This window comes from Sphingobium salicis subsp. salicis (assembly GCF_049472635.1).
GTDB classification, from domain to species: Bacteria; Pseudomonadota; Alphaproteobacteria; order Sphingomonadales; family Sphingomonadaceae; genus Sphingobium; species Sphingobium yanoikuyae_A.
In genome coordinates this window covers 3,897,080-3,919,717 of sequence record NZ_JAYRCS010000001.1, presented here as the reverse complement: position 1 = coordinate 3,919,717, position 22,638 = coordinate 3,897,080, and the positions used below count along the sequence as shown (strand labels likewise).

The following is a 22,638-nucleotide window of genomic DNA, read 5'->3' as shown; positions in this document are numbered from 1 at the left end:
ATGAAGTGACAGGGCATTGCCCTGTCACTTTCGCTGTCGGCTCAGCGCTCCTTGGTGGCGCTGAACTTCACCTTGGGATGGCGTTCCTGCTGATAGCCGATGTCCCAGGCACTGCGCGCCATGAACACCAGATTGCCGTCGCGGTCCTTGGCCATGTTGGCGCCATTATAGGCGACCAGATCCTTGATCGCCTGATCGTCGCCGCTGATCCAGCGGGCGGTGTCGAAGGGTGAAGGTTCCAGCACCGCCGCGACCTTATATTCGGCCTCCAGCCGGCTGATCAGCACTTCCAGCTGCAGCTGGCCGACGACGCCGACGATCCAGTTGCTGCCGATTTCGGGATAGAAGACCTGGATCACGCCCTCTTCGGACAGGTCATCCAGCGCCTTGCGCAGCTGCTTGGTCTTGGTCGGGTCTTTCAGTTGCACGCGGCGCAGGATTTCTGGCGCGAAATTGGGCAGGCCAGTAAAGCGCAGGCCGGGCTTCTCGCTCAGCGTGTCGCCCACGCGCAGCGCGCCATGATTGGGGATGCCGATGATGTCGCCGGGGAAGGCCTCGTCCGCCAGTTCACGGTCCTGCGCGAAGAACAGGATCGGCGAATGGACCGCCAGCGCCTTGCCGCTGCCGCTCGGCGTCAATTTCATGCCGCGGCGGAACTTGCCCGACACCAGCCGCATGAAGGCGATGCGGTCGCGATGCATCGGGTCCATATTGGCCTGCACCTTGAAGATGAAGCCGGTGACTTCGCTGCCTTCGGGCTCGACCGGGGCCGGCTCGGCCGGCTGGGCGCGCGGCGGCGGCGCATGGGCGGACAGCGCGTCGATCAGCTCGGTCACGCCGAACAGCTTGAGCGCCGACCCGAAATAGACCGGGGTCAGGTCGCCATGGCGGTAACGTTCCAGGTCGAACTCGGCATAGCCGCCCTGGGCCAGCTCGGCCTCCTCGCGCAGCTTTTCCAGGCCGCGCTCGGACAGATAATCGGCCAGCTTGGGATCATCCAGGCCGCTGAACTGGTGACGGGTGCCGTCAAATTCCTTGGACGGGCCAGTGGGCTGCATCAGCCGGTTGGTGGCGAAGTCGTAAATGCCCTCGAACTCGCCGCCCATGCCGACCGGCCAGCTCATCGGGCAGACGTCGAGCTGCAACTGGTCGGCGACCTCGTCGAGCAGGCCGAACAGTTCGCGGCCCTCGCGGTCGACCTTGTTGACGAAGGTGATGATCGGCACGTTGCGCAGGCGGCAGACCTCGAACAGCTTGCGGGTCTGCGGCTCGATGCCCTTGGCCGCGTCGATCACCATCACGGCGGAGTCCACGGCGGTCAGGGTGCGATAGGTATCCTCGCTGAAATCCTCGTGACCCGGCGTGTCGAGCAGGTTGAAGGTGATGGTCTCGCCATCGCGCGTCCGCTCGAACGTCATGACCGAAGAGGTGACGGAGATGCCGCGCTGCTGCTCGATCTTCATCCAGTCCGAACGGGCGCGCCGGTTCGCGCCGCGCGCCTTGACCTCGCCGGCCAGGTGAATCGCGCCGCCTTCCAGCAGCAGCTTTTCGGTCAGCGTGGTCTTACCGGCGTCCGGGTGGGAAATGATCGCGAAGGTGCGGCGGGATGGGATGCTCATGCGCGCGCATATAGCGAATCTTGGCCAAGTTCCCAGCCCGATCTATTTTTGCGTGGCCGGAAGGCCGAGGCAGCGCTTTACTGCGTTGATTTCTTGTGGCCTCAGTTGCCGGCTATCCCGTGTGAAAACATCGATCCGATAGCGATCGCCCAAATTCACCATATCAACCCTGAGATGCCGGGCGGCATTCTCTCTCCGCAAGATCTCGGGCGATCGCTCCAAAACCTGATGGGGTGGACGCCCCCCGACAGCCTTTATGGCAAAGTGGAGGTGTTGAAGCACCACTGAGGAGGCGTCCGTGTCACAGGTTACCACAATCGGTCTGGATATCGCCAAGAACGTTTTCCATGCGCATGGCGCTGACGAGCGGGGTGCGATGGTGTTCAGCCGCAAGCTGACGAGAGCAAAGCTGCTCGAGTTCTTTGCAGGTCAGCCGGTATGCATAGTAGCGCTCGAGGCGTGCGGCGGCGCCCATCATTGGGCGCGTCAGTTACAGACGATGGGGCACGATGTGCGGCTGATCCCACCATCTTACGTGAAGCCATTCGTGAAGCGGAACAAGAACGATGCGATTGATGCTGAAGCGATTGCCGAGGCTGCGCAGCGCCCAGGCATGCGCTTCGTGGCGGTGAAAAGCGAAGAGCAACAGGCCGCAGGGCTCGTGTTCCGCACACGTGACCTAGCGGTGCGGCAGCGCACTCAGCTGATCAACGCCATTCGCGGGCACCTAGCGGAGTATGGTTGGGTAGCACCGCGCGGCACAGCGCATATGACAATGCTCGCCGACCTGCTCGAGGATGAGGAAATGACTTCAAGTCTGCCTGCAGCGGCACGGCCCATGTTCAAGCTCATGGTCGACATGCTGGCCGATCTCGACAAGCAGATTGCCGTGCTGGACCGTGAGATCGCACGGCGTGCTAAGGAGGATGAAGCGGCCAGGCGGCTAATGACCATTCCAGGGATCGGTCCTATCGCTGCGACCGCCATCATCGCGCTGGCCCCGCCGGTCGAGACGTTCCGTAAGGGGCGCGACTTCGCGGCTTGGCTTGGCCTCGCCCCCCGTCAGCACTCGACCGGCGGCAAACAGCGGCTCGGCAGCATATCGAAGATGGGCGAGCGGACGATCAGGCGACTACTGATTATCGGAGGTAGCTCGATGGTGCGTCAGGCCTGCCGGTTCGGCGCGCCGGCCGGCTCGTGGCTGGAGCGGATGCTCGCGCGCAAACCGCGCATGCTCGTCTCGGTGGCGCTCGCCAACAAGATGGCGCGCATGGTCTGGGCACTGCTCACCAGAAATGAAGATTACAGAGCTCCGGCAGCAGTTGCGGCGTAAGCCAAGGCAGCGGCCAGAGGCGTCGGAGACGTAGGCGGTCGAAGGAGGGTATGGCACAACAGTCGGCGAGACGGGGCTGGAAGAACCAGGGAATGGCAGAGCGCTAACCAAGCGCGTAAACCTGTAATGGATCCGGTCCGCGAACTCCCATACTGGCCCGCAGCATATGGCGCTGCTCATCGAGGCCGGACAGATGACAGCATCCGACTACGTGCCAACAAACCCCGATTTACTGCTTGCATCCGAAGGGGCGTCCACAGATGCCAATTTCGTCCTGTAAGAGGCAGTTGGTGAGTCAAGCAGTCAGCAACTGCTGGGCGGTTTAACGCGCCTTCAATTTGGTAAGCCAAAGCCGCCCGGCGATCCTCCTCACGCGCAGCATGACGATTCACCCAGAAGAGAAATGCGATCAAAGCGAATATCAAGGCCGCCCAGATTAGGGACACAGCCAGCGGTGGTGATTGCCTCACTATTTCCCGAAACGACGATTTCATTCCTGGACCAGCGTCACGTCCATGCGGAAGGATCGGCTGTCGCCCGGCAGCAGGGTCATGACACCCTGCTTGTCCCAGACATCGCCGGTGAAGCCGACCGGGTCGGCCATGCCGGCCCAGGGTTCGACGCACAGATAATGAGCGCCCGGCTTCTGCCACAGGCCGAGCCAGGGCGTATCGGGGAAATCGATCTTCAGGTGCGGCCTGCCGGGCACGCCCCAGGTCAGCGATCGACTGGCGAGATCGTCCCAGATCAGCGCGTCACCGGCGAACATGGCATGGGTCGGCGCCAGTTCCTTCCCCTCGACCGGGGAGGGCACGCTCTCCAGCGCGATCAGCCCCGGCTCGCTGCCGACCTTGCGGATCGGCGCGGGTTCGGCCTGCGCGAAGCGGATGCGGTGCTCCTCGACGCTGCCACCATAGGGCAAAGGCCAGGCGAAGGCGGGGTGATAGCCAAAGCAGAAGGGCATCGCCGTCTCGCCCCGGTTCATGACGGTGGCCGTCATGCGCAGGCTCGGCCCCTCCAGCACGAACCCCATGTCGAGCCGGAAGTCGAACGGATAGACGGTGCGCGTCTCCCGATCCGCTTCCAGCCGGAACAGCACGGCTTCCTCATTGCGATGGACCAGGGTGAAGGGGCTGGTCCGGGCAAAGCCATGCTGGCCGATCGGATAGTCGACATCGTTCAGCCGATAGACGTCGCCGCGCGACCGGCCGACGAAGGGGAAGAGCAGGGGCGCATGGCCGGTCCACCATTGCGGGTCGGCATCGGTCATCAGCTCGCGCCCCTGCGCATCGGTCAGCGACCAGAGTTCGGCGCCCAGCGGCGATATGCTGGCGGACAGCTGGTCGGAGACGATGGCGATGCGGTCGTTCATGGCGAAACACTCCTGTTTGCCCAGCGACATAGAGCCGGATCGTCATCTGTGGAAGCGCCTTGGGCTTCCACAGATGACGTGGATCAGGCTCTATTCCAAGGTCCGGCGCGGCAAATCCCGACTGTCTCGCCCGCCGCGCAATCGTTACGTTGCGGAACCGACATGGGGGCTGGCGGGTTGAGCCAGCGGGAGGACCAATGATGAAAATTGCCGTATCGACCGCCACGATCCTGTTGCTGCTCGGCACGTCGGCGCTCGCCCAGGAACAGGGCAAGAAGAGGGACGACACGCTCGATAAGGCGGGCGAAATCGCGTCCCAGCCGGCGCGCGATGTCGGCATCGAAAAGACGCAGGTGCCGCCGATCCTCGTCGCGGCCGAGGAAAATCCCTATGCCGCGCCATCGGGCAAGACCTGCAAGGCGCTAAATGGTGACATGGCGGCGCTCAATAAGGTGCTTGGTCCCGATTTCACCATCGGCCGCGAAGCCAATGAGGATCGCACCAGCAAGATCGCCGAGGGTGTCGGCAAGTCGCTGGTCAATTCGCTGATCCCGTTCCGCGGCGTGGTGCGGGAAATCAGCGGTGCCGCCCCGGCGGAACGTCGACTGCGCGCCGCGATTGCCGCCGGTCTCGCCCGGCGCGGCTATCTACGCGGCATGGCATCGGCCAAGGGCTGCAAGATTACGGGTTGATTTCCGGCGCCGCCGGGCGCGGCGCCCCGAACAGCAGCAGCCATATGGCAAAGACGCCTTCGCCCAGTAGCGGCACGAAATCGAGCTGGCCGGGGATCGCCTCGCCGATTGCCGGCGACAGCAGCGCCAGGCTGCGCGCGACCAGATGGACCGCGCCGCCCGCCATCAGCAGCGCACCGACCACCACCGGCAACCGCCGCGAACGGATCGCCAGCCAGCCTATCAACAGGCAATAGATGCCGAAGAAGATCAGGCTGATGCCGTAGAGATCATTGTGGAGGCTGAGGCTGATCCGCACCAGCGACTGCACCTCCGCCATCGGAATGCCGGGATGCGGCGCACCATCGATCAGCGCAAGCGGCAGCAGATGCAGCAGACTGTTGCCCGCCAGCACGGCAATGCCGGTCAGGCTGAACAAGGCGGCTATGCGCGCCAGCACCCGCCCGGTCGGCGCGAACAGGCCATAGAGCAGGGCCGTGACCGCCAGATAGCAGCAGAGCATGGCGACATCGCTCGCCCCGCCGGCGCGATAGAGCCAGGGATAGTCGGCGATGTTGCGCATCGTCTCGCGCCCGTTGCCCGGCACGATCAGGGCCGCGCGCACCACCGCTTCGGCAAACATGCCGCAGCCAATGGTGCCGATGTAGAAGAGGCCGGCGAGGCGGGCCTGAAATCGTTCAGCCTTCCCGTCCATCGCCGGCCTTTCCTGTCTTAGCCGCGCAGGCTCGCGCCCAGCTTCTGGGCGGCCTTGACCACCGCCGCGCTGATCGCGTCCAGCTCTTCCTGGGCGAAGCTCTTTTCGCCCGGCTGCAGCGTGATCTCCACCGCCAGCGACTTGTGGCCTTCATCCACGCCGGGGCCGGTGAAGACGTCGAACAGGCGCGCGTCGACGATCGCCTTCTTGTCCGCGCCCTTGACCGCGCGCACCAGCGCATCGGCCTCGACCGCTTCCGGCACCAGGAAGGCGAAATCGCGCTTCACCGCCTGCAGCGCCGGCGGCGCGTAAGGCGCGCGCATGAAGCCGCTCTTGCGCTTGGCCGGAATGGCATCAAGGAAGATCTCGCCCGCAACCACGGTGCCGGACAGGCCGAACTGCTTGGCCAGGCTCGGGTGCAGCACGCCATATTCGGCCAGCACCACCTTGGGGCCAAGGCGCAGCGTGCCCGACTGGCCGGGATGATAGGCCGCCGATGCCTCGCCCATGCTCTGCAGATTGCCGACCGGCGCGCCGGCCGCCGCCAGCAGCGCGATCACTTCGCCCTTGGCATCGAACGCGTCGAAGGGCTGGGCCTTGCCGCTCTGCCAGCTGCGCGCGGTCTTCTCGCTGGCCAGCACGAAGCCGACCGTGGCGCGCTCGCCCTGCTTGAAATAGCGCCGGCCGAGTTCAAACAGTCGGATCGACGTGGCGCTGCGATCGACATTGCGCTTGGTCGCCGACAGCAGGCCGGGCAGCAGCGAGGGCCGCATGACCTTCAGATCCTCCGAGATCGGATTGGCCAGCGTCCAGTCGCCACCGCCAACGCTCGCGGCTTCCTTCTCGGAAATGAAGGACCAGTTGATCGCTTCGGCGAGGCCGCGGGCAGCGGCGGTGCGGCGCACGCGACGCTCGACCAGCTGCTCGGCCGTGGCGGTCGGGCGGGCAACGCCCGGCACGCGTGGCAGCGGGGTGGACGGCACATGGTCCAGACCGACGATACGCACCACTTCCTCGACGATGTCGGGCCAGCCATCGACGTCGCGGCGCCAGGTCGGCACGCTGATCGTCCAGTGGCCCGGCACGCTCACCGGCACGCCATCCTGATATTCGATGCTGGCGCCTTCGCCGCTGACGCCGAAGCCCAGGCTTTCCAGAATGCGCTTCTGCACATCATGCGGCACATCGACGCCGGCCAGCGCCAGGCACTGGTCAGGCGCATAGGCGACCGTCCTGGGCGTCGCGGGCGGGGTGCCGGCGCGAGTCGCTTCCGATGCGGTGCCGCCGCACAGGGTCATGACCAGGCTGGTGGCGATCGACAGGCCATCGTCCAGGAAGGCGGGGTCGACGCCGCGCTCGAACCGGCCGCGCGCGTCGGAGGTCAGCGCCAGCTTCTGGCCGGTCACCGCGATCCGCTCCGGCGTGAAATAGGCGCATTCGATCAGCACGTCGGTGGTGCCGTCCTGCGCGCCCGAATGTTCGCCGCCCATGATGCCGCCAATGTCATGCACGGCCTCGTCGTCGGCGATGACGGTCATCGTCTCGTCAATGGCATAGGTCTTGCCGTTCAGGGCCAGCACTTCCTCGCCGGCCTTGCCCTTGCGCGCGACCAGCCCGCCCTTGAGCGTCGCCATGTCATAGACATGGAGCGGCCGGCCCAGGTCGATCATGATGTAGTTGGTGATGTCCACCAGCGCGCTGATCGGCTTCTGGCCGATCGCCTTGAGCCGACGCGCCATCCATTCGGGCGAGGCGCCGTTGGTCACGCCCTTGACCGAGCGGGCGAAGAAGGCGGGGCAGCCGTCGATATCGTCGGTGCGCACGTCCGGTCCCGGACCCACGCCGGCAATCTCCGGCACGATGATGGCGTTGAGCGTACCTAGGCCCGCCGCCGCCAGATCGCGGGCGATGCCGCGCACGCCCATGCAGTCCTGACGGTTCGGCGTGATCGACACATCGATGACCGGATCGTTGAGGCCGGCCCAATTGGCATAGACCTCACCCACCGGCGCGTCGCCGGCCAGTTCGATGATGCCGTCATGGTCGTCGCCCAGCTCCAGTTCGCGGGTGGAGCACATCATGCCGTTGGATTCGACGCCGCGAATGGCGGTCTTCTTGAGCACCATGCCGTTGACCGGCACCACCGCGCCCTCGACGCCGAACACGCCGATCAGGCCGGCGCGGGCATTGGGCGCGCCGCACACGACCTGCAACGGATTGCCGTCGCCATGGTCGACGCTCAGCACCTGCAGCTTGTCGGCCTGCGGATGACGCTCGGCGGTCAGGATCTTGGCGATCTTGAACGCGCCCAGCTTCTCCGCCGGGTTCTCCACATCCTCGACTTCCAGCCCGATGGCGTTCAGCGTCTTGAGAATGGTGGCCAGGTCCGCGTCGGTCTTGAGGTGCGTCTTGAGCCAGCTCAGGGTGAACTTCATGCGCCGACTCCTCCCGACAGCGTGGGCACGTCGAGTGCCGAGAATCCATAATGTTTCAGCCAGCGCAGATCGCCGTCGAAGAAGGCGCGCAGGTCGTTCATGCCATATTTCAGCATGGCGAGGCGATCGACGCCGGTGCCGAAGGCAAAGCCCTGCCATTCGTCGGGATCAAGCCCGCATGCCTCGATCACGCGGCGGTTGACCATGCCGCTGCCCAGCACTTCCAGCCAGCCGCCACCGGGTGCATCGCCGTCGCCGCCGATCACGCGCTGGCCATTGGTCAGCGTGTAGCCGACATCGACTTCCACCGAGGGTTCGGTGAAGGGGAAATAGCTCGGGCGCAGGCGCAGGACGATATCTTCGCGCTCGAAAAAGGCCTTGAGGAAGGTCTCCAGCGTCCACTTCAGATGACCAAGCGTGATGCTCTTGTCGATCACCAGACCCTCGATCTGGTGGAACATCGGCGTGTGGGTCGCGTCGGAGTCGCTGCGATAGACGCGGCCGGGCGCGATGATGCGGATCGGCGGCTCCTGCGTCATCATGGTGCGGATCTGCACCGGCGAGGTGTGGGTGCGCAGCAGCATCTTCTTCTGCCCTTCCTCGTCCGGGAAGTAGAAGGTGTCGTGCATCGCGCGTGCCGGGTGCGTCTCCGGGATATTGAGCGCGGTGAAATTATGCCAGTCGTCCTCGATCTCCGGACCCGTCGCGACCGAGAAGCCCAGGTCGGCGAAGATCTCCGCCAGCTCGTCCATCACCTGGCTGACGGCGTGGACGCTGCCCTGCGGCCCCAGATCGGCGGGCAGGGTCATGTCGACCTTTTCCGAGGCGAGGCGGGCGTCGAGCGCGGCCTGCTCCAGCGCGGCCTTGCGGTCGGCAATCGCGGCGGTCACGCTTTCGCGCAGATCCTGGATCGGCGGGCCCTTCTCCAGACGCTCCTCGGGCGACATGCCGCCCAGCGTCTTCAATAGGCCGGTGACGACCCCATTCTTGCCCAGCGCGCCCACGCGCAGCCCTTCCAGCGCGTCCAGCGTGTCGGCAGCCTCGATGTCGGCGATCAGGCCGGCTTTCAGTGCGCTAATTTCGGTCATATCATTCGTCATTCCCGCGAAGGCGGGAATCCATCTCCCGCACTATCCAATCATCCTGACGCTCAATCGATGCGCCGACTGTCCAATGGCTCAAAGCCCAAATCGATAGCCAGATCGCGCCAATCGGGATTGCTCCGTTCGATCAGATCGATCTTCCATTGCCTGTTCCACTTCTTGATCTGCTTCTCGCTCCGGATCGCTTCCTCCATGGATGCGTCGCATTCGAACCAGACCAGTCGCTTGACCCCGTAGTCGCTGGTGAAGCCTTCGATCAAGCCAGAACGGTGCTGATACAGGCGTTGCACGAGGTTTGATGTGACACCGACGTAGAGTGTGCCATTTTTATGGCTGGCCAATATGTAGACTGTCGGATCGAGCTCGCGTTGCATCGGCCCCGCCTGGAGATGGATTCCCGCTTTCGCGGGAATGACTTAGCTTTAAGCTCTAGCCCCCAGCAGCGCGCCGCCAAAGCCGATGAACATCAGGCCCGTGCCGCGGTTGAACAGTTTCTGCCGGTTGGCGGGGGCCAGCCATTTGGCGAGGCGCACGCCGCCGAGCGCATAGACGCAATACCAGAAGCTTTCGATCACCACGAAGCTGACGATCAGGATCGCGAGCTGAAGCCAGAAGGGGCGGGCCAGGTCGATGAACTGGGGGAAGAGCGCGGCGGCGAAGATGATGAGCTTGGGGTTCGACAGGCCAGTCAGCAGACCGGTAGCATAGAGCGCACGGGCCGAGCGGACCGGGCCGGCATCGCCGCCGTCGGCAGTGCCGACCGGCGCGCGCCAGGCCTTGATTCCCAGCCAGATGAGATAGGCGACGCCGGCATAGCGCAATATGTCGAACAGGCGCGGCGAGGCTTTCAGCAGCGCGCCAAGGCCCAGCGCCGACGCGATCAGGCACAGCAGCACGGTGCTCATCAGCCCCGCCATCGTCACCAGCGCCTTGCGCGGCCCATGGGCGATGCTCTGCGTCATCACATGCAGCATGTTTGGCCCCGGCGTGGCCGAGATCAGGAAGACCGCCGTAACGTACAACCACCAGAGATGCAGCGACATGGGATCACTTACTCCTGTTTTCTCGCGCACCACCGCCGTTCGTTTCGAGCCCTTCGACTGCCTGCAAGGCAGGTGCTCAGGATAAACCACGTCGAGAAACGGCAGCGCCATCCTATCGACTTCTCGACTTCGCTCGAAGCGAACGGAAGGGGATGGAAAAAACAAAAAGGGCGCCGAAGGCATCTGCCCCGGCGCCCCTTTGACGATCTTTACGATCGATCAGCGTCAGGCTGCGGGCAGCGCAGCCTTGGCCTGGGCGATGATGGCGCTGAACGCCTCGCCTTCGTGCATCGCGATGTCGGCCAGGACCTTGCGGTCCAGCTCGACGCCGGCCAGCTTCAGGCCGTGCATGAACTGCGAATAGGTCAGGCCTTCAGCGCGGACACCCGCGTTGATGCGCTGGATCCACAGGCCACGGAAGGTGCGCTTCTTGACCTTGCGGTCGCGATAAGCGTACTGGCCGGCCTTTTCGACAGCCTGGCGAGCGACGCGGATCGTGTTCTTGCGACGGCCATAATAGCCCTTCGCCTGAACCAAAATCCTCTTATGCTTCGCCTTGGTGGTTACACCACGTTTTACGCGTGCCATTGTCCTCTACTCCTTACTTCAGGCCGTAGGGTGCCCAGAGGCGGACGTGAGCCACGTCGGCATCGGACAGCACGGAAGTGCCACGGTTCTGGCGAATATACTTGGCGTTGTGCGAGATCAGGCGGTGACGCTTGCCAGCGACGCCGTGCTTGACCTTGCCGGAAGCGGTGAACTTGAAGCGCTTCTTCACACCGCTCTTGGTCTTGAGCTTGGGCATTTTCGTCTCCTTGTTTGGCGCGACGATTACAGACAGCCACGGCAGCCCTAGTTAGCCGGGCGGTCTCACTGAATATCGCGAAGGGCGGCCCATAGTCGGCCGCGCCCGTAAAAGCAAGCGATTCGGACCCAAAGGCGGCATGCCCGCGTTGACCCCGCCATGGCCGATGTCGAACCTGTGCCGCCCAGCGCGTCCAAGCCCGCCCAACCGGGCGGCGCGGCTGTCCATCTGCGCCGTGCGCGCGATCGCTGGCGCCGTCTGCCGCTGCCGGCCCGCATCCTGCTATGGATCGTCGGCATCATCCTTGCCCTGTGGCTGATCCTCTTCGTCACCAAGGGGCGGTTCCTGAAAGGGCCGTTCGAGCGCATCCTGTCCGCCCGGCTGGCGCGGCAGGTAGAGGTCGGCGGCGACTTCCAGCTCTATTTCGCGCCGATCGCGATCAAGTTCCGGGCGGAGGGCATGCGCATCGCCAACCTGCCCTGGGCCAGCCGGCCCGACCTGCTGCGCGCCGACCTGATCGATGCACGGATCGCGCCCTTGAGCCTGATCTTCGGCAGCAGATATCGCATCCCCTGGCTGGAACTGCGGGGCGCCGCCGCCGACCTCGAATGGTCGCGCGACCGGCAGCATAATACATGGACGCTGGGCGACCCCGACCGGAAGGGCGAGCCGATGACCCTGCCGCTCGTCCGCCGCGCGCTGCTCGCTGGCACGACCATGCGCTATCGCGATCCGGTGCTCATGCTCTCGACCGATATCGGCTTCGAGACGGTGAAGGCGCAGGACACCCGCTTTGCCAGCGATGTTCGCCTGTCGGGCACGGGCACGATGCGCGGCAAGCCCTTTACCCTCAAGGGCGGCCTGCTGTCGCCCAACGCCACCGTCACCGGCGGCAAGAACAGCCTGGTGCTGCGGGCACAGGCGGGCGCGACCGTGCTGGAGATAACCGGCACGCTGCCCGGCGCGACCGAGTTGGAGGGCAGCGACCTGCGCGTCGTGGCGCAGGGCCCCAATCTCAGCCATTTGTTCGATTTCCTGGGCGTGGCCATTCCCGGCACCCGCCATTATCGCTTCACCGCGGCCCTGACCAAGGCGGGCGAGGAGTGGCGCTTCACCCATTTGAAGGGCCGGTTCGGCGCTTCCGACCTGGCCGGGCGTTTCACCGTGTCGCTGCCGAACAACCGGCTGCTGCTCGACGCCGATCTGGCGACGCAGCGGCTCGACATCATCGATGTCGGCCCCTTCATCGGCTATGATCCGCAACGGCTGGATGCGCAGGGCGGGGCCGGCGCGATCACGACCGTGCAGGGCACCCCGCGCCTGCTGCCCGACGCACCGCTGCGGATCGAGGCGATCCGCAATTTCGACGCCAATGTCCGCTACAGCGTGAAGACCATCCGCGCGCCCAACGTGCCGATTGCCAACGCCGCTATGACGCTGAAGCTCGACCATAGCCTGCTGACGCTCTCGCCTTTGACCTTCGACATGGCGGGCGGCCATGTCGCGTCGGACATAGAGATCAACGCCCGCAACCAGCCGGTGCGCACGAGCTATGACGTCCGCCTGGCGCCCACGCCGATGGGCACGCTGCTCGCCCGATGGGGTGTCGAGCAATCGGGCACGACCGGCATGGTCAAGGGGCGGATGCAGATGACGGGCCTGGGCGATACCGTCCATGACTCGCTTGCCACCGCCAATGGCCGCATCGCCGTCATCCTGCCGGCGGGCAGCATGTGGGCGCGCAATGTCCAGCTTTCCGAAATCGATGTCGGCACCTTCATCACCAAGATGTTCGAAAAGAAGCTGAAGGACCCGGTGCAGATCAATTGCGGCCTGATCGCCTTCACCGTGCGCAACGGCGTGGCGGCGGCCGACCCGATCCTGATCGACACGCGCAAGAATGTGATGGTCGGGCGGGGCGGCTTCTCGTTCAGGAATGAGAGCCTCGACCTCGCCTTCCGCGCCGACGGCAAGAAGATCAGCCTCTTCTCCGGCCAGTCGCCGGTCGGCATTGGCGGCTATTTTGCCCGGCCCTCGATCAATGTCATCAGCCCGGACCTGATCGCGCGCGGCGGCGCGGCGGCGGCGCTGGGCATCGTCGCCACGCCGATCGCCGCGACGCTCGCCTTTGTCGATGTGGGTGACGCCAAGGCGGCGGCCTGCGGCCCGGTGCTGGCCGGCGCCGATGCCGCAGCCCAGCGCACCCGTGGCGGCAAGCCGCGCGACGATGTCGGCCGCGGCACCACCGCAAAGGATGAAGCGGGCAAGGGCAGCAAGGCTGAAAAGAAGACGCAGGACAAGAAGTTCCTCGGCATCTTCTGAAGGTCATGCGTCGGGCCTATTCTGTGGCCCAGCCGACTCGGCCCATGGGTCGGCGCGAAGGAGAGGATCATGAGCGACACGCCGTTCGTCCTGCCGGGGGTCACGCCCCATCTGACCATCGCCGACGGCAAGGCCGCCGACGCCATCGCCTTCTACACGGCTGCGTTCGGCGCCAGCGAGCAGAGCCGCCATCTGGAAGAGGATGGCACGCGGATCATGCACGCCCATCTGACGGTCAATGATGGCGGGCTGATGCTGAACGATCATTTTCCCGAAATGTGCGGCGGTGCCACGGCGGAAAAGCCGGCGGCGGTCACGCTGCATCTGGAAGTGGACGATGCCGATCGCTGGTGGGACCGGGCGGTGGCCGCCGGCGCGGCAATCCGCTTCCCGATCGACAACCAGTTCTGGGGCGCCCGCTATGGCCAGCTCACCGATCCCTTCGGCCATGTCTGGTCGATCGGCGGGCCGATCAGGGACTGATGCGATGATGGTCGGGACGACGCGCTGGGACGTGGTGACGGGCGACATCACCCGTTGCGCGGTCGACGCGATCGTCAACGCCGCCAATAACAGCCTGCTCGGCGGCGGCGGGGTCGATGGCGCGATCCACCGCGCCGCCGGGCCGGAACTGCTGGAGGAATGCCGGGGCATTGGCTGCTGCCCGACCGGGGAGGCGCGGATCACGCGCGGCTACCGGTTGCCGGCCCGCTACGTCATCCACACCGTCGGCCCGGTCTGGCAGGGCGGCAATCAGGGCGAGCGCGACCTGCTCGCCAGCTGCTATAGCCACAGCCTGTCGCTCGCCCGCCACCACGGCCTGCGCGCGGTCGCCTTCCCGGCGATCTCGACCGGCCTCTATGGCTATCCCAGGGCCCAGGCCGCCAAGGTCGCCGCCCGCGCCGTGGCGGAAGCGCTCGGCCGCGACCCCGACGCCTTCGACCATATCCTCTTCGTCTGTTTCGACGAGGATAATCGCGCCCTCTACGACGCTGCCGTCAGGGATGCTGTCGCGGCGGATTAGAGTGTTTGGCTCTCATTCCCTTTCTACGCTTCTGGTCGCTGCCGGCCATAAGCGCGGGATGAGCGCTATGGCATTTGCATGACGCCAGCGCCTTGGCCTCAGTCGCGCAGGAAGATATCCTCGATCTTCAAGCCAAACAGGTCGGCGATGCGGAAGGCGAGCGGGAGCGAGGGATCATATTTGCCGGTCTCGATCGCGTTGACGCTCTGGCGCGAGATGCCGAGCTGGGCGGCGAGATCGCTCTGGTTCCAGTCGCGCTCCGCCCGCAAGATCTTGAGCCGGTTCTTCATGCGCGGCCGCCCGGTAGGATCGGCGCCAGCAACAGCCCCAGATTCCACAGGATGAAGGCGGCATAGGCGGGCGCATGGGGGGCAAGGCCGGAACCTTCGAGCAGGCCCCAGACGGTGGTGATCACCAACATGAAGCCGGCGGCGATCAGCGCGCGCTGGGCATGGACCATGCGCAGATATTCGTCGGCCTCCTCCACCAGCAGCCGGCCCATCGCCCAGATGAAGCCGATCAGCGGCGGCGCCGGCAGCAAGGCGACGAGCACGGCCCATACGCCCGCCGGATGCCATTCGCGCTGGATGGTGATGGCCGCGACCACGGTGACGATATTGGCGATCATCAGCGGCACGACCCGGCCGATATAGCGGGCGATCGCTGATCCGGGCACGCCCCGCGCCAGCCGCATCGCTTCCCAGATGAGCCAGCCCAGCGCCAGCAGGCCCGGCACCATCAGCGGCAATTTGCCATTGCCGCTGATGGTGAAGATATTGGCGGCGACGGCCGCGGCCACCATCAGCACCGTGAACAGCGCGGCCGCCGCGCAGATGCGCCAGGGAAAGGGATGGATAGGTTCCGGGGCGATCATGACTCGTGCCTCCTGCTCTGAAAGGGTCAAGCGCCCTTTACATAAGCAGGAAGCAATGAGTCAACTTACCTTTACATTTTATCGTGCACGCTTGTCAGAACTGGCCATAGCGCTCATTGCCGACAAAGCCGAGCTTGGTGACGCCGGAGCGGCGGATGTCGGCCAGCGTCTGGTCGACCACCAGATAGCGGGCGGCAGCGTCGGGCTGGAATTGCAGTTCCGGTTCAACCGGCATGGCGAGCGTCTGGGCGAGATAGCGGCGCAGTGTCAGGGCATCGACCGCCATGCCGTTCCAGCGGACCACGCCCGATGCGTCGATCGTCACCTTGTTCTTGATCGGATCGGCTTGGGGCAGGCTGGTATCGACCGGCGCCTGGGGCAGGTTGATGCCGACGCTGTGGGTCTGGATCGGGATGGTGATGATGAACATGATCAGCAGCACGAGCATCACGTCGATCAGCGGCGTCGTGTTCATCTCGCTCATCGGCGCGTCATCCTGTGCGCCACGGGATTTTGCAAAGCTCAAAGCCATAAGTCCCTCCTGCACTGATAATGATATATCAGCACATAAAACATGCGCCCATGGGTGACTCTTGGCAAGAGGCCTTCTATTGACAGGGCAGACCGCCCATTTATGGGGAAGGCGCGGCTTTTTGGGCTGCGCAACCCGCAAATTTCACAGAAAGACCCCCCGTGTCCGCCATGCTCAAGATCACCCTGCCCGATGGTTCCGTGCGTGAAGTCGCGCCCGGCACTACCCCGGCAGACATTGCAGCGGCGATCGGGCCGGGCCTGGCCAAGGCGGCGATCGCCGCGAAGGTCGACGGCGAGCTGCGCGACATCATGCGCCCGCTGGAACAGGATTCGCAGCTCGCGCTGGTGACGGTGAAGGACGAGGCCGACGCGCTGGAACTGGCGCGCCACGATTTCGCCCATGTGCTGGCCGAAGCGGTGCAGGCGCTGTTCCCCGGCACGCAGATCACCTTCGGCCCGGCGACCGACGATGGTTTCTATTATGACTTCGCGCCCAAGGATCGCCCCTTCACCGAGGAAGACCTGCCCGCGATCGAGGCGGAGATGCGCAAGATCATCACCGCCAACAAGCCGCTGCGCCGCGAAGTGATCGCCCGCGACACGCTGATCGCCCAGTGGGAAGCGGCCGGCGAGACGTTCAAGGCGCAATGGGCCTCCGAACTGCCGCAGGGCGAGGAACTGACCGTCTATCATAGTGGCGACGGCTGGTACGACATGTGCCGCGGCCCGCATCTGGCGTCCACCGGCAAGCTAGACCCGGCCGCGTTCAAGCTGACCCGCGTGTCGGGCGCCTATTGGCGTGGCGACCAGAAGAATGCGATGCTGAGCCGCATCTATGGCACCGGCTGGCTGAACAAGAAGCAGCTCAATGAGCATCTGACGCGGCTGGAAGAGGCCGGCAAGCGCGACCATCGCAAGCTGGGCGCGGAGATGGATCTGTTCCACCTGCAGCAGGAAGCACATGGCAGCGTCTTCTGGCACCCCAAGGGCTATCTGATCTGGCGCGAGCTGGAAGCCTATATGCGTCGCGCGATTGACGATGCCGGCTATCGCGAGGTGAAGACCCCGCAGGTGATGGACGCGCGCCAGTGGGAGCAGTCGGGCCATTGGGGCAAATATCGCGAGAATATGTTCGTCATCCCCGACGAAGTGCCCAATGTGGCGGACGAAGGCCCGCTGGTGTCGGACGATGTCGACTGGATGGCGCTGAAGCCGATGAACTGCCCGGCGCACATCCTGATCTTCAAGCAGGGGATCAAGAGCTATCGCGACCTCCCCTTACGCTTCTACGAAAATGGCTGCTGCCACCGCAACGAGCCGCATGGCGCGCTGCACGGCCTGATGCGCGTGCGCCAGTTCACCCAGGACGACGCCCATATCTTCTGCCGCGAGGACCAGATCGTCGAGGAAGTGCGTGCCTTCTGCGCGCTGGCCGACCGGATCTACCGGGATTTCGGCTTCACCTATTCGATCAAGCTGGCGCTGCGCCCGGAAAAGCGCTTCGGCACCGAGGAAATGTGGGATAAGGCGGAAGAGGAACTGCGCAACGCAGTTGCCGCCGCCGGCCTCAACACGCCGGAATATGGCTGGGAAGAACTGCCCGGCGAAGGCGCCTTCTATGCGCCCAAGCTGGAATGGCACCTGACCGACGCGATCGGCCGCACCTGGCAGGTCGGCACGATCCAGTCGGACCGCGTGCTGCCCGAGCGGCTCGACGCGAGCTACATTGCCGAGGATGGCGAGCGTCACCGGCCGGTGATGCTGCACCGTGCGATCTTCGGCAGCTATGAGCGCTTCATCGGCATCCTGATCGAACATTATGCCGGCAAGTTCCCGCTATGGCTGGCGCCGGTGCAGGCGGTGGTCGCGACGATCGTGTCGGATGCGGACAATTATGCGCTCGACGTGGTCGAGAAGCTGCGCGCCGCCGGCATCCGCGCCGAGGCCGACGTGCGCAACGAGAAGATCAACTACAAGGTGCGCGAACATTCGCTGGGCAAGGTGCCCAACCTGCTGGTCGTCGGCCGCCGCGAAGCGGAAGAAGGCACGGTGGCTCTGCGTGAACTGGGCAAGGATGGCCAGACCATGTTGTCGGTGAGCGAGTTGATCGCCCGGCTGGCGAAGGACGCACTGGCGCCCGATCTGGCCTGACCTGCGCGGGAGAGATGGCACCGTAATGGAGCCATCTCTCCCCCCGGCCTGACCGACCCCTGATAGCATGGCGGCATCACCTGACCGGGGGAGAGCCACCATGCCGATCAACCTGTCCGAACCGCTGCGCTGGACCAGCGCCGACGCCGATGAAACCGCCCTGCTGGAAGATCTGCAGGGCAATATCCTCGATGGTCATGGACGCAAGGCGACCTTGCACCTGATGCTGCGCTTCGGCGCGGATGCGGCCGCCGCGCGCGCGGCGCTCCGCGCGCTGGAACCGCAGGTGACATCAGCCCTCGCCCAGCTGGAAGCGGCCCGTGCCTATCGCAACACCGGCCAGTCGGGCGGCCCCTTTGTCGGATTGCTCCTCTCCTCCTCCTCCGGCTATGCGCGACTAGGCATCGCCGACCGCATGCCCGACGGACCTGCGGACGGCGCCTTTGCCAGCGGCATGCTCGCCCGCAGCGCCATTCTCAACGACCCCGCCGCGCCGGACCTGGAAGCCCCTTATCGGGACCGCATCGACGCGATGATCCTGATCGGCGCCGATCCTGACGGACCGGACCAATGGACGTCGCAGGCAGCGCAGCATCTGGCGGATATGATCATGAGCGGATTGGGCAGCGCCATCAGCCTGGTCGCTACCGAGAGCGGCCGCGCGATCTTCCGCAGCAACAGCGCGGGTGAGGCCGAGGGGATCGAGCATTTCGGCTATGTCGACGGGCGCAGCCAGCCGCTGCTGCTGCAGGAACTGGTCGATCGCGAGGCGGCCGGCGGCGGCATCGACCAGTGGAATGCCGCCTTCCCGCTGTCGCAGGTGCTTGTGCCCGATCCGGGATCGCCCGATGCCGGCACCGCCTTCGGCAGCTATTTCGTCTTCCGCAAGCTGGAGCAACAGGTGAAGGCCTTCAAGGCGCGGGAAGAGGAGCTGGGCACAGAGCTGGGGATCGGCGAACTGGCCGGCGCCTTCTTGGTCGGCCGGTTCGAGGATGGCACGCCCGTCACGCTGCAGGGCACGGAAGGGCTCGACCATCCGGTGCCGAACAATTTCAGCTATGCCGCCGACAGGGCCGGCGCCCGCTGCCCCTTCTTCGCCCATATCCGCAAGACCAATCCGCGCGGCGATGTCGGCCGGACATTGGTGCCGAACCCGCAGAGCGCGGCCGATTTCGATCGCATCCGCGAACTGGATGACGGCGAACGCCGCGTCATCATGGCCCGGCGCGGCATGCCCTATGGCACGCGCAACCAGGTGACCGACCCCAGCGACCAGCCGGAAGGCGGCGTCGGCCTCATGTTCATGGCGTTCCAGAGCAGCATCGAGGATCAGTTCGAATTCACCCAGCAAAGCTGGGCCAATTCGCCGCCCTTCGTGGCCCGCATCAATGGATCGCCTGGCGATCCGGTCGGCCGCGATCCGATCATAGGCCAGCGCGGCAGCGAAGCGGATGTGGCGCTGGCCGTGCCCAATGGCTGGAACGACGCAACCGCCGGCACGACGCCGGCCAGTCTGGCCGAATTTGTCGTCCACAAGGGTGGCGAATATTTCTTCGCGCCGGCCAAGAGCATGCTGCGCGCGCTGTGACGGCGCTCAGAGCCTGTTTGAAAAATCGCGAAGGGACGATTTCCAATACGGTTCCAGCCCGCGCGCCCGCCCAGCCACCCGATCCAATGTCATCCCGTCGGGTGGTTGGGCGGGCGCGCGGGCTGGAACCGGCTTTCTCCAACGGACTCTCAGCCCCTTGCAAAAAGCCCGCATTCACACGATATAGTGGGTGCGGCAGCAATGCCACATGGGCTGGCGATTCCGTTACGACGGGCTTGCCGCCCTTTTCGGCTTTGCGCTAAAGGGCCGCGAAGAGCCGTTTGTTGTCACAGTCACAGGAGAAGCCGCTATACGTCCCCCAATGATGCGCCGCCCGCTGGCGCCGCCGCCGAAGTCCGGTCCCCGGTATAATGAGTTCATCACCGTACCCAAGGTGCGGGTGATCGACGACGAAGGCGAGAATCTGGGCGTGATGTTTACGCAGGAGGCGATCGAACAGGCCGCCGACGTTGGCCTGGACCTGGTCGAAGTGTCGCCGAACGCCGATCCGCCAGTCTGCAAGTTCCTGGACATCGGCAAGTTCAAGTACGAAGCCCAGAAGAAGGCGAACATCGCCCGCAAGACCCAGAAGACGCAGGAACTCAAAGAGATCAAGATGCGTCCGAACATCGACGATCATGATTATGATACGAAGATGAAGAAGGTCCATGATTTCATCGGCGACGGCGACAAGGTGAAGATCACCCTGCGCTTCCGCGGCCGTGAACTCAGCCACCAGCAGCTGGGCATGAACCTGCTCCAGCGCGTGGCGGAAAATGTCGCCGAGATCGCCAAGGTCGAAGCCTATCCGCGCATGGAAGGCCGCCAGATGCTGATGGTGCTGTCGCCGAAATAAGCGGCGCCGCGACATCGAAGAACATGCGTATCAGGCGGGGTCTGGCAACAGGCTTCGCCCGAACGTATTTGGGGCCATGTGCTTGGAGGCGATCGCCATTCGAATGTCGATGTGGCAACCATGCTGGCTGTCCACAATCCTCGAAACGAGTCACGCACCTCGTTTCAACGCGGCTTATATAAAGCTGCCACTGATAGACCGTCTATTGGTCCCAGACCGCATGGGTAAATTCGGCGCCCGCCAAATGGCCGGGGTGGGTGGTTTGTTGACATGCCGGTTGCGGCGAGCGCTACAAAAAAACCGACGTCATGGCTCCATTGCAACCGAAGGGTTGCGCCTTCCGGCAGGCTGGCAATTTGACGGTGCAGGTCGCGGGATAATCCAAAATGCTCCTTTATCGGCACCGAAGCAAAGTTGCCGACGTCATATTTTCCTTCTGCAAAAACGGGGGGATTGGGTAGTTGAAGCACTGGCCTTCGGTCAGCTATTTGCCGGCATCGTGAAGGGCTGCCACCAACCCTGGCATTACCAGTCATTTGCGTCATCGCCGCCAAGCTTGTGCTGAAATTCGCCTCGCTCGTTAGCGACGGGAATGATCTTGCCCGTGCCCGTGTTAAGCCACTGCACCTGCCCGTTCATTTAGCATCAAGAAGCCAGTGCCACTTCGACCGCAATGTCGTCATTGCATCGCTATCTGGCATCGTTGTCAGGTCCGACCACTTCACTCCGTAGCTTCCCTGGTTCGCTAGCGGCCTTGATTCCAGAAGGGCGCAATGTCCGCGATCGGCAAGCGTCATCCTCCTAAACAACGACGAAAATGGCGGATTTTAGACCATCCGCCTCTACCCTCAATGATCGTGATGATGCCCATGGTCATGCCCATCACCCGCGCCGTGGATCGCCTCCAGCACATCCTCCAGCCGTGCCGGATCGCCCAGCGCCAGCACATGGCCTTCGCTGTCGGCGGTCAGCGGTTCGCCATTCCAGTCGCACATCAGGCCGCCCGCGCCCTCGACCACCGGCACCAAAGCGGCGAAGTCATAGCTTTGCAGCCCGGATTCGATGACGATGTCGAGGAAGCCCGACGCCAGCAGGCCGTAATTGTAGCAGTCGCCGCCATAGACCGGCCCCTGGCGCGGCGATCCGCCCGATACCGCGCCGACCAACGCCATATAATGGGGCACGTCGCTTTCCGCGAACAGATGCGGGCTGGTGGTGGCGATGCCGGCACCCTCCAGCGCCTTGCACGCGCGGGTGCGTACCGGCTTGCCGTTGAAGGTGGTGGGCTGACCACTCATCCCGGCCCAGCGTTCCTGGGCGATCGGCTGGTCGATGATGCCGATCGTCGGCCAACCCGCCTGCGTCAGCGCGATCAGCGTGCCGAAGATCGGCCGCCCGGCGATGAAGCTGCGCGTGCCGTCGATCGGATCGAGAATCCACACCCGTTCGGCATCGGTGCGCACCGAACCATATTCCTCGCCGATGATGCCATCGTCCGGCCGTTCCTTTTCGAGGATCGCGCGGATCGCGGCTTCGGCGGCGCGATCGGCCTCCGTCACCGGCGACTTGTCGGCCTTGATCTCCAGATCGTAGCGCGCGCGGAAAAAGGGACGGATGGCGGCGCCGGCGGCGTCGGCAAGGCGGTTGGCAAGGGCCAGATCATCGCGGGTCGTCATGCCCCTTCGCCTAGCCGGTCGGGGCGCGATAGGCTAGACAGGAGCGACCCGATTCACCGAAGGGGAGAGGAAAGATGCCCGGTTCACCCGTCATCCCGTGCCTGCGCTATGCCGATGCGCCCGCCGCCATCGATTTCCTGTGCGCCGCCTTCGGTTTCGAGCGGCACGCCGTCTATCCCGACGATCTCGACAACAGCATCATCCATCATGCCCAGCTTGTCCTGGGCGAGGGGATGGTGATGCTGGGCAGCGTCAAGGATATGGAGGGCGAATCGCTCTATACCTGGTCGACGGTGCGCGACCTCGGCGGCATCACCGCCTGCGTCTATATGGTCGTGCCCGATGTCGATGCCCATTGCCTCCATGCCCGCAACGAGGGCGCGGTGGTGGTGGACGAGCCGCATGACAATCCGGGCTATCCGGGGCGCGGCTATACCGCGCTCGACCCTGAAGGAAATGTCTGGAGCTTCGGCAGCTATGACCCCTGGGAGCCGATCCCCGAAGAGGACGATTAAGC

General features: G+C 64.6%; 23 protein-coding genes. 10 read left to right on the top strand and 13 right to left on the bottom strand.

Going from position 1 to position 22,638, the window contains the following annotated elements; genetic code table 11:
- Positions 1–41: 41 nt before the first annotated feature.
- On the bottom strand, positions 42–1,619 hold the full coding sequence (locus tag VHN57_RS18960; protein WP_017502740.1) for a peptide chain release factor 3: 1,578 nt from the start codon (positions 1,617–1,619) through the stop codon (positions 42–44).
- Positions 1,620–1,917: 298 nt separating this feature from the next.
- Here VHN57_RS18960 and VHN57_RS18955 point away from each other — a divergent pair, with 298 nt between their 5' ends.
- A complete protein-coding gene (locus VHN57_RS18955) occupies positions 1,918–2,952 on the top strand; it encodes an IS110 family RNA-guided transposase (protein WP_423283039.1) in 1,035 nt (344 codons plus the stop codon).
- Positions 2,953–3,442: 490 nt separating this feature from the next.
- On the opposite strand, the gene VHN57_RS18950 is transcribed toward VHN57_RS18955, so the two are convergent.
- Positions 3,443–4,324 carry an aldose 1-epimerase family protein gene (locus tag VHN57_RS18950; RefSeq protein WP_278987951.1) on the bottom strand — a complete coding sequence of 294 codons (882 nt, stop codon included), beginning with the start codon at positions 4,322–4,324 and terminating at the stop codon, positions 3,443–3,445.
- A 197-nt stretch (positions 4,325–4,521) separates the two neighbouring features.
- Between VHN57_RS18950 and VHN57_RS18945 the strand changes: the two genes are divergently transcribed.
- A complete protein-coding gene (locus VHN57_RS18945) occupies positions 4,522–5,016 on the top strand; it encodes a hypothetical protein (protein WP_004208924.1) in 495 nt (164 codons plus the stop codon).
- On the opposite strand, the gene VHN57_RS18940 is transcribed toward VHN57_RS18945, so the two are convergent.
- From VHN57_RS18940 to rpmI, 7 genes are all read right to left on the bottom strand, one after another.
- Positions 5,006–5,710: a DUF4386 domain-containing protein gene (locus VHN57_RS18940; protein WP_278987949.1), complete on the bottom strand. Its 705-nt coding sequence runs from the start codon at positions 5,708–5,710 to the stop codon at positions 5,006–5,008. The two genes, VHN57_RS18945 and VHN57_RS18940, sit on opposite strands and share 11 nt — an antisense overlap.
- A gap of 17 nt (positions 5,711–5,727) precedes the next feature.
- Positions 5,728–8,145 carry a phenylalanine--tRNA ligase subunit beta gene (gene pheT, locus VHN57_RS18935; RefSeq protein WP_278987947.1) on the bottom strand — a complete coding sequence of 806 codons (2,418 nt, stop codon included), beginning with the start codon at positions 8,143–8,145 and terminating at the stop codon, positions 5,728–5,730.
- On the bottom strand, positions 8,142–9,233 hold the full coding sequence (gene pheS, locus VHN57_RS18930) for a phenylalanine--tRNA ligase subunit alpha (protein ID WP_423284888.1): 1,092 nt from the start codon (positions 9,231–9,233) through the stop codon (positions 8,142–8,144). The genes pheT and pheS overlap by 4 nt, the downstream gene beginning before the upstream one ends.
- Positions 9,234–9,295: 62 nt before the next feature.
- Positions 9,296–9,622 (bottom strand): GIY-YIG nuclease family protein, encoded by a 327-nt coding sequence (locus VHN57_RS18925; RefSeq protein WP_278988780.1) that lies wholly within the window; start codon positions 9,620–9,622, stop codon positions 9,296–9,298.
- A gap of 48 nt (positions 9,623–9,670) precedes the next feature.
- Positions 9,671–10,291 (bottom strand): LysE family translocator, encoded by a 621-nt coding sequence (locus VHN57_RS18920; protein WP_423284886.1) that lies wholly within the window; start codon positions 10,289–10,291, stop codon positions 9,671–9,673.
- Positions 10,292–10,516: 225 nt separating this feature from the next.
- Complete coding sequence (gene rplT, locus VHN57_RS18915; RefSeq protein ID WP_004208917.1) at positions 10,517–10,879, bottom strand: 50S ribosomal protein L20; 363 nt, start codon at positions 10,877–10,879, stop codon at positions 10,517–10,519.
- Positions 10,880–10,892: 13 nt separating this feature from the next.
- On the bottom strand, positions 10,893–11,096 hold the full coding sequence (gene rpmI / locus VHN57_RS18910) for a 50S ribosomal protein L35 (RefSeq protein ID WP_004208916.1): 204 nt from the start codon (positions 11,094–11,096) through the stop codon (positions 10,893–10,895).
- Positions 11,097–11,255: 159 nt separating this feature from the next.
- On the opposite strand from rpmI, the gene VHN57_RS18905 reads away from it, so the two are divergent.
- The 3 genes from VHN57_RS18905 (at position 11,256) to VHN57_RS18895 (ending at position 14,442) form a co-directional block, all read left to right on the top strand.
- Positions 11,256–13,418, top strand: coding sequence for an AsmA family protein (locus tag VHN57_RS18905; protein ID WP_423284883.1), 2,163 nt, complete (start codon positions 11,256–11,258; stop codon positions 13,416–13,418).
- 69 nt (positions 13,419–13,487) lie between these two features.
- Entirely contained in the window at positions 13,488–13,901 is a 414-nt protein-coding gene (locus VHN57_RS18900; RefSeq protein WP_278988606.1) for a VOC family protein, read from the top strand.
- Between the two features lie 4 nt (positions 13,902–13,905).
- Entirely contained in the window at positions 13,906–14,442 is a 537-nt protein-coding gene (locus tag VHN57_RS18895) for an O-acetyl-ADP-ribose deacetylase (protein WP_278988604.1), read from the top strand.
- A 98-nt stretch (positions 14,443–14,540) separates the two neighbouring features.
- On the opposite strand, the gene VHN57_RS18890 is transcribed toward VHN57_RS18895, so the two are convergent.
- From VHN57_RS18890 to VHN57_RS18880, 3 genes are all read right to left on the bottom strand, one after another.
- Positions 14,541–14,732 carry a helix-turn-helix transcriptional regulator gene (locus VHN57_RS18890; RefSeq protein ID WP_004208912.1) on the bottom strand — a complete coding sequence of 64 codons (192 nt, stop codon included), beginning with the start codon at positions 14,730–14,732 and terminating at the stop codon, positions 14,541–14,543.
- A complete protein-coding gene (locus VHN57_RS18885) occupies positions 14,729–15,316 on the bottom strand; it encodes a hypothetical protein (protein WP_423284880.1) in 588 nt (195 codons plus the stop codon). Before VHN57_RS18885 ends, VHN57_RS18890 begins: the two co-directional genes overlap by 4 nt.
- Before the next feature lie 94 nt (positions 15,317–15,410).
- Positions 15,411–15,848 carry an ExbD/TolR family protein gene (locus VHN57_RS18880; protein WP_278987892.1) on the bottom strand — a complete coding sequence of 146 codons (438 nt, stop codon included), beginning with the start codon at positions 15,846–15,848 and terminating at the stop codon, positions 15,411–15,413.
- Between the two features lie 170 nt (positions 15,849–16,018).
- On the opposite strand from VHN57_RS18880, the gene thrS reads away from it, so the two are divergent.
- From thrS to VHN57_RS18860, 4 genes are all read left to right on the top strand, one after another.
- Entirely contained in the window at positions 16,019–18,001 is a 1,983-nt protein-coding gene (thrS, locus tag VHN57_RS18875) for a threonine--tRNA ligase (protein ID WP_278987896.1), read from the top strand.
- A gap of 100 nt (positions 18,002–18,101) precedes the next feature.
- Positions 18,102–19,589: a Dyp-type peroxidase gene (locus VHN57_RS18870; protein ID WP_278987890.1), complete on the top strand. Its 1,488-nt coding sequence runs from the start codon at positions 18,102–18,104 to the stop codon at positions 19,587–19,589.
- Between the two features lie 322 nt (positions 19,590–19,911).
- Positions 19,912–20,445, top strand: coding sequence for a translation initiation factor IF-3 (infC, locus tag VHN57_RS18865; protein ID WP_029547879.1), 534 nt, complete (start codon positions 19,912–19,914; stop codon positions 20,443–20,445).
- An 82-nt stretch (positions 20,446–20,527) separates the two neighbouring features.
- Positions 20,528–21,010 (top strand): hypothetical protein, encoded by a 483-nt coding sequence (locus VHN57_RS18860; protein ID WP_423284877.1) that lies wholly within the window; start codon positions 20,528–20,530, stop codon positions 21,008–21,010.
- A gap of 283 nt (positions 21,011–21,293) precedes the next feature.
- Here the strand turns inward: VHN57_RS18860 and hisN are convergent, their stop codons facing one another.
- Positions 21,294–22,121 carry a histidinol-phosphatase gene (gene hisN, locus VHN57_RS18855; protein WP_278988530.1) on the bottom strand — a complete coding sequence of 276 codons (828 nt, stop codon included), beginning with the start codon at positions 22,119–22,121 and terminating at the stop codon, positions 21,294–21,296.
- Positions 22,122–22,195: 74 nt separating this feature from the next.
- Between hisN and VHN57_RS18850 the strand changes: the two genes are divergently transcribed.
- Entirely contained in the window at positions 22,196–22,636 is a 441-nt protein-coding gene (locus VHN57_RS18850) for a VOC family protein (RefSeq protein WP_278988531.1), read from the top strand.
- The last annotated feature ends 2 nt before the right edge of the window (positions 22,637–22,638 follow it).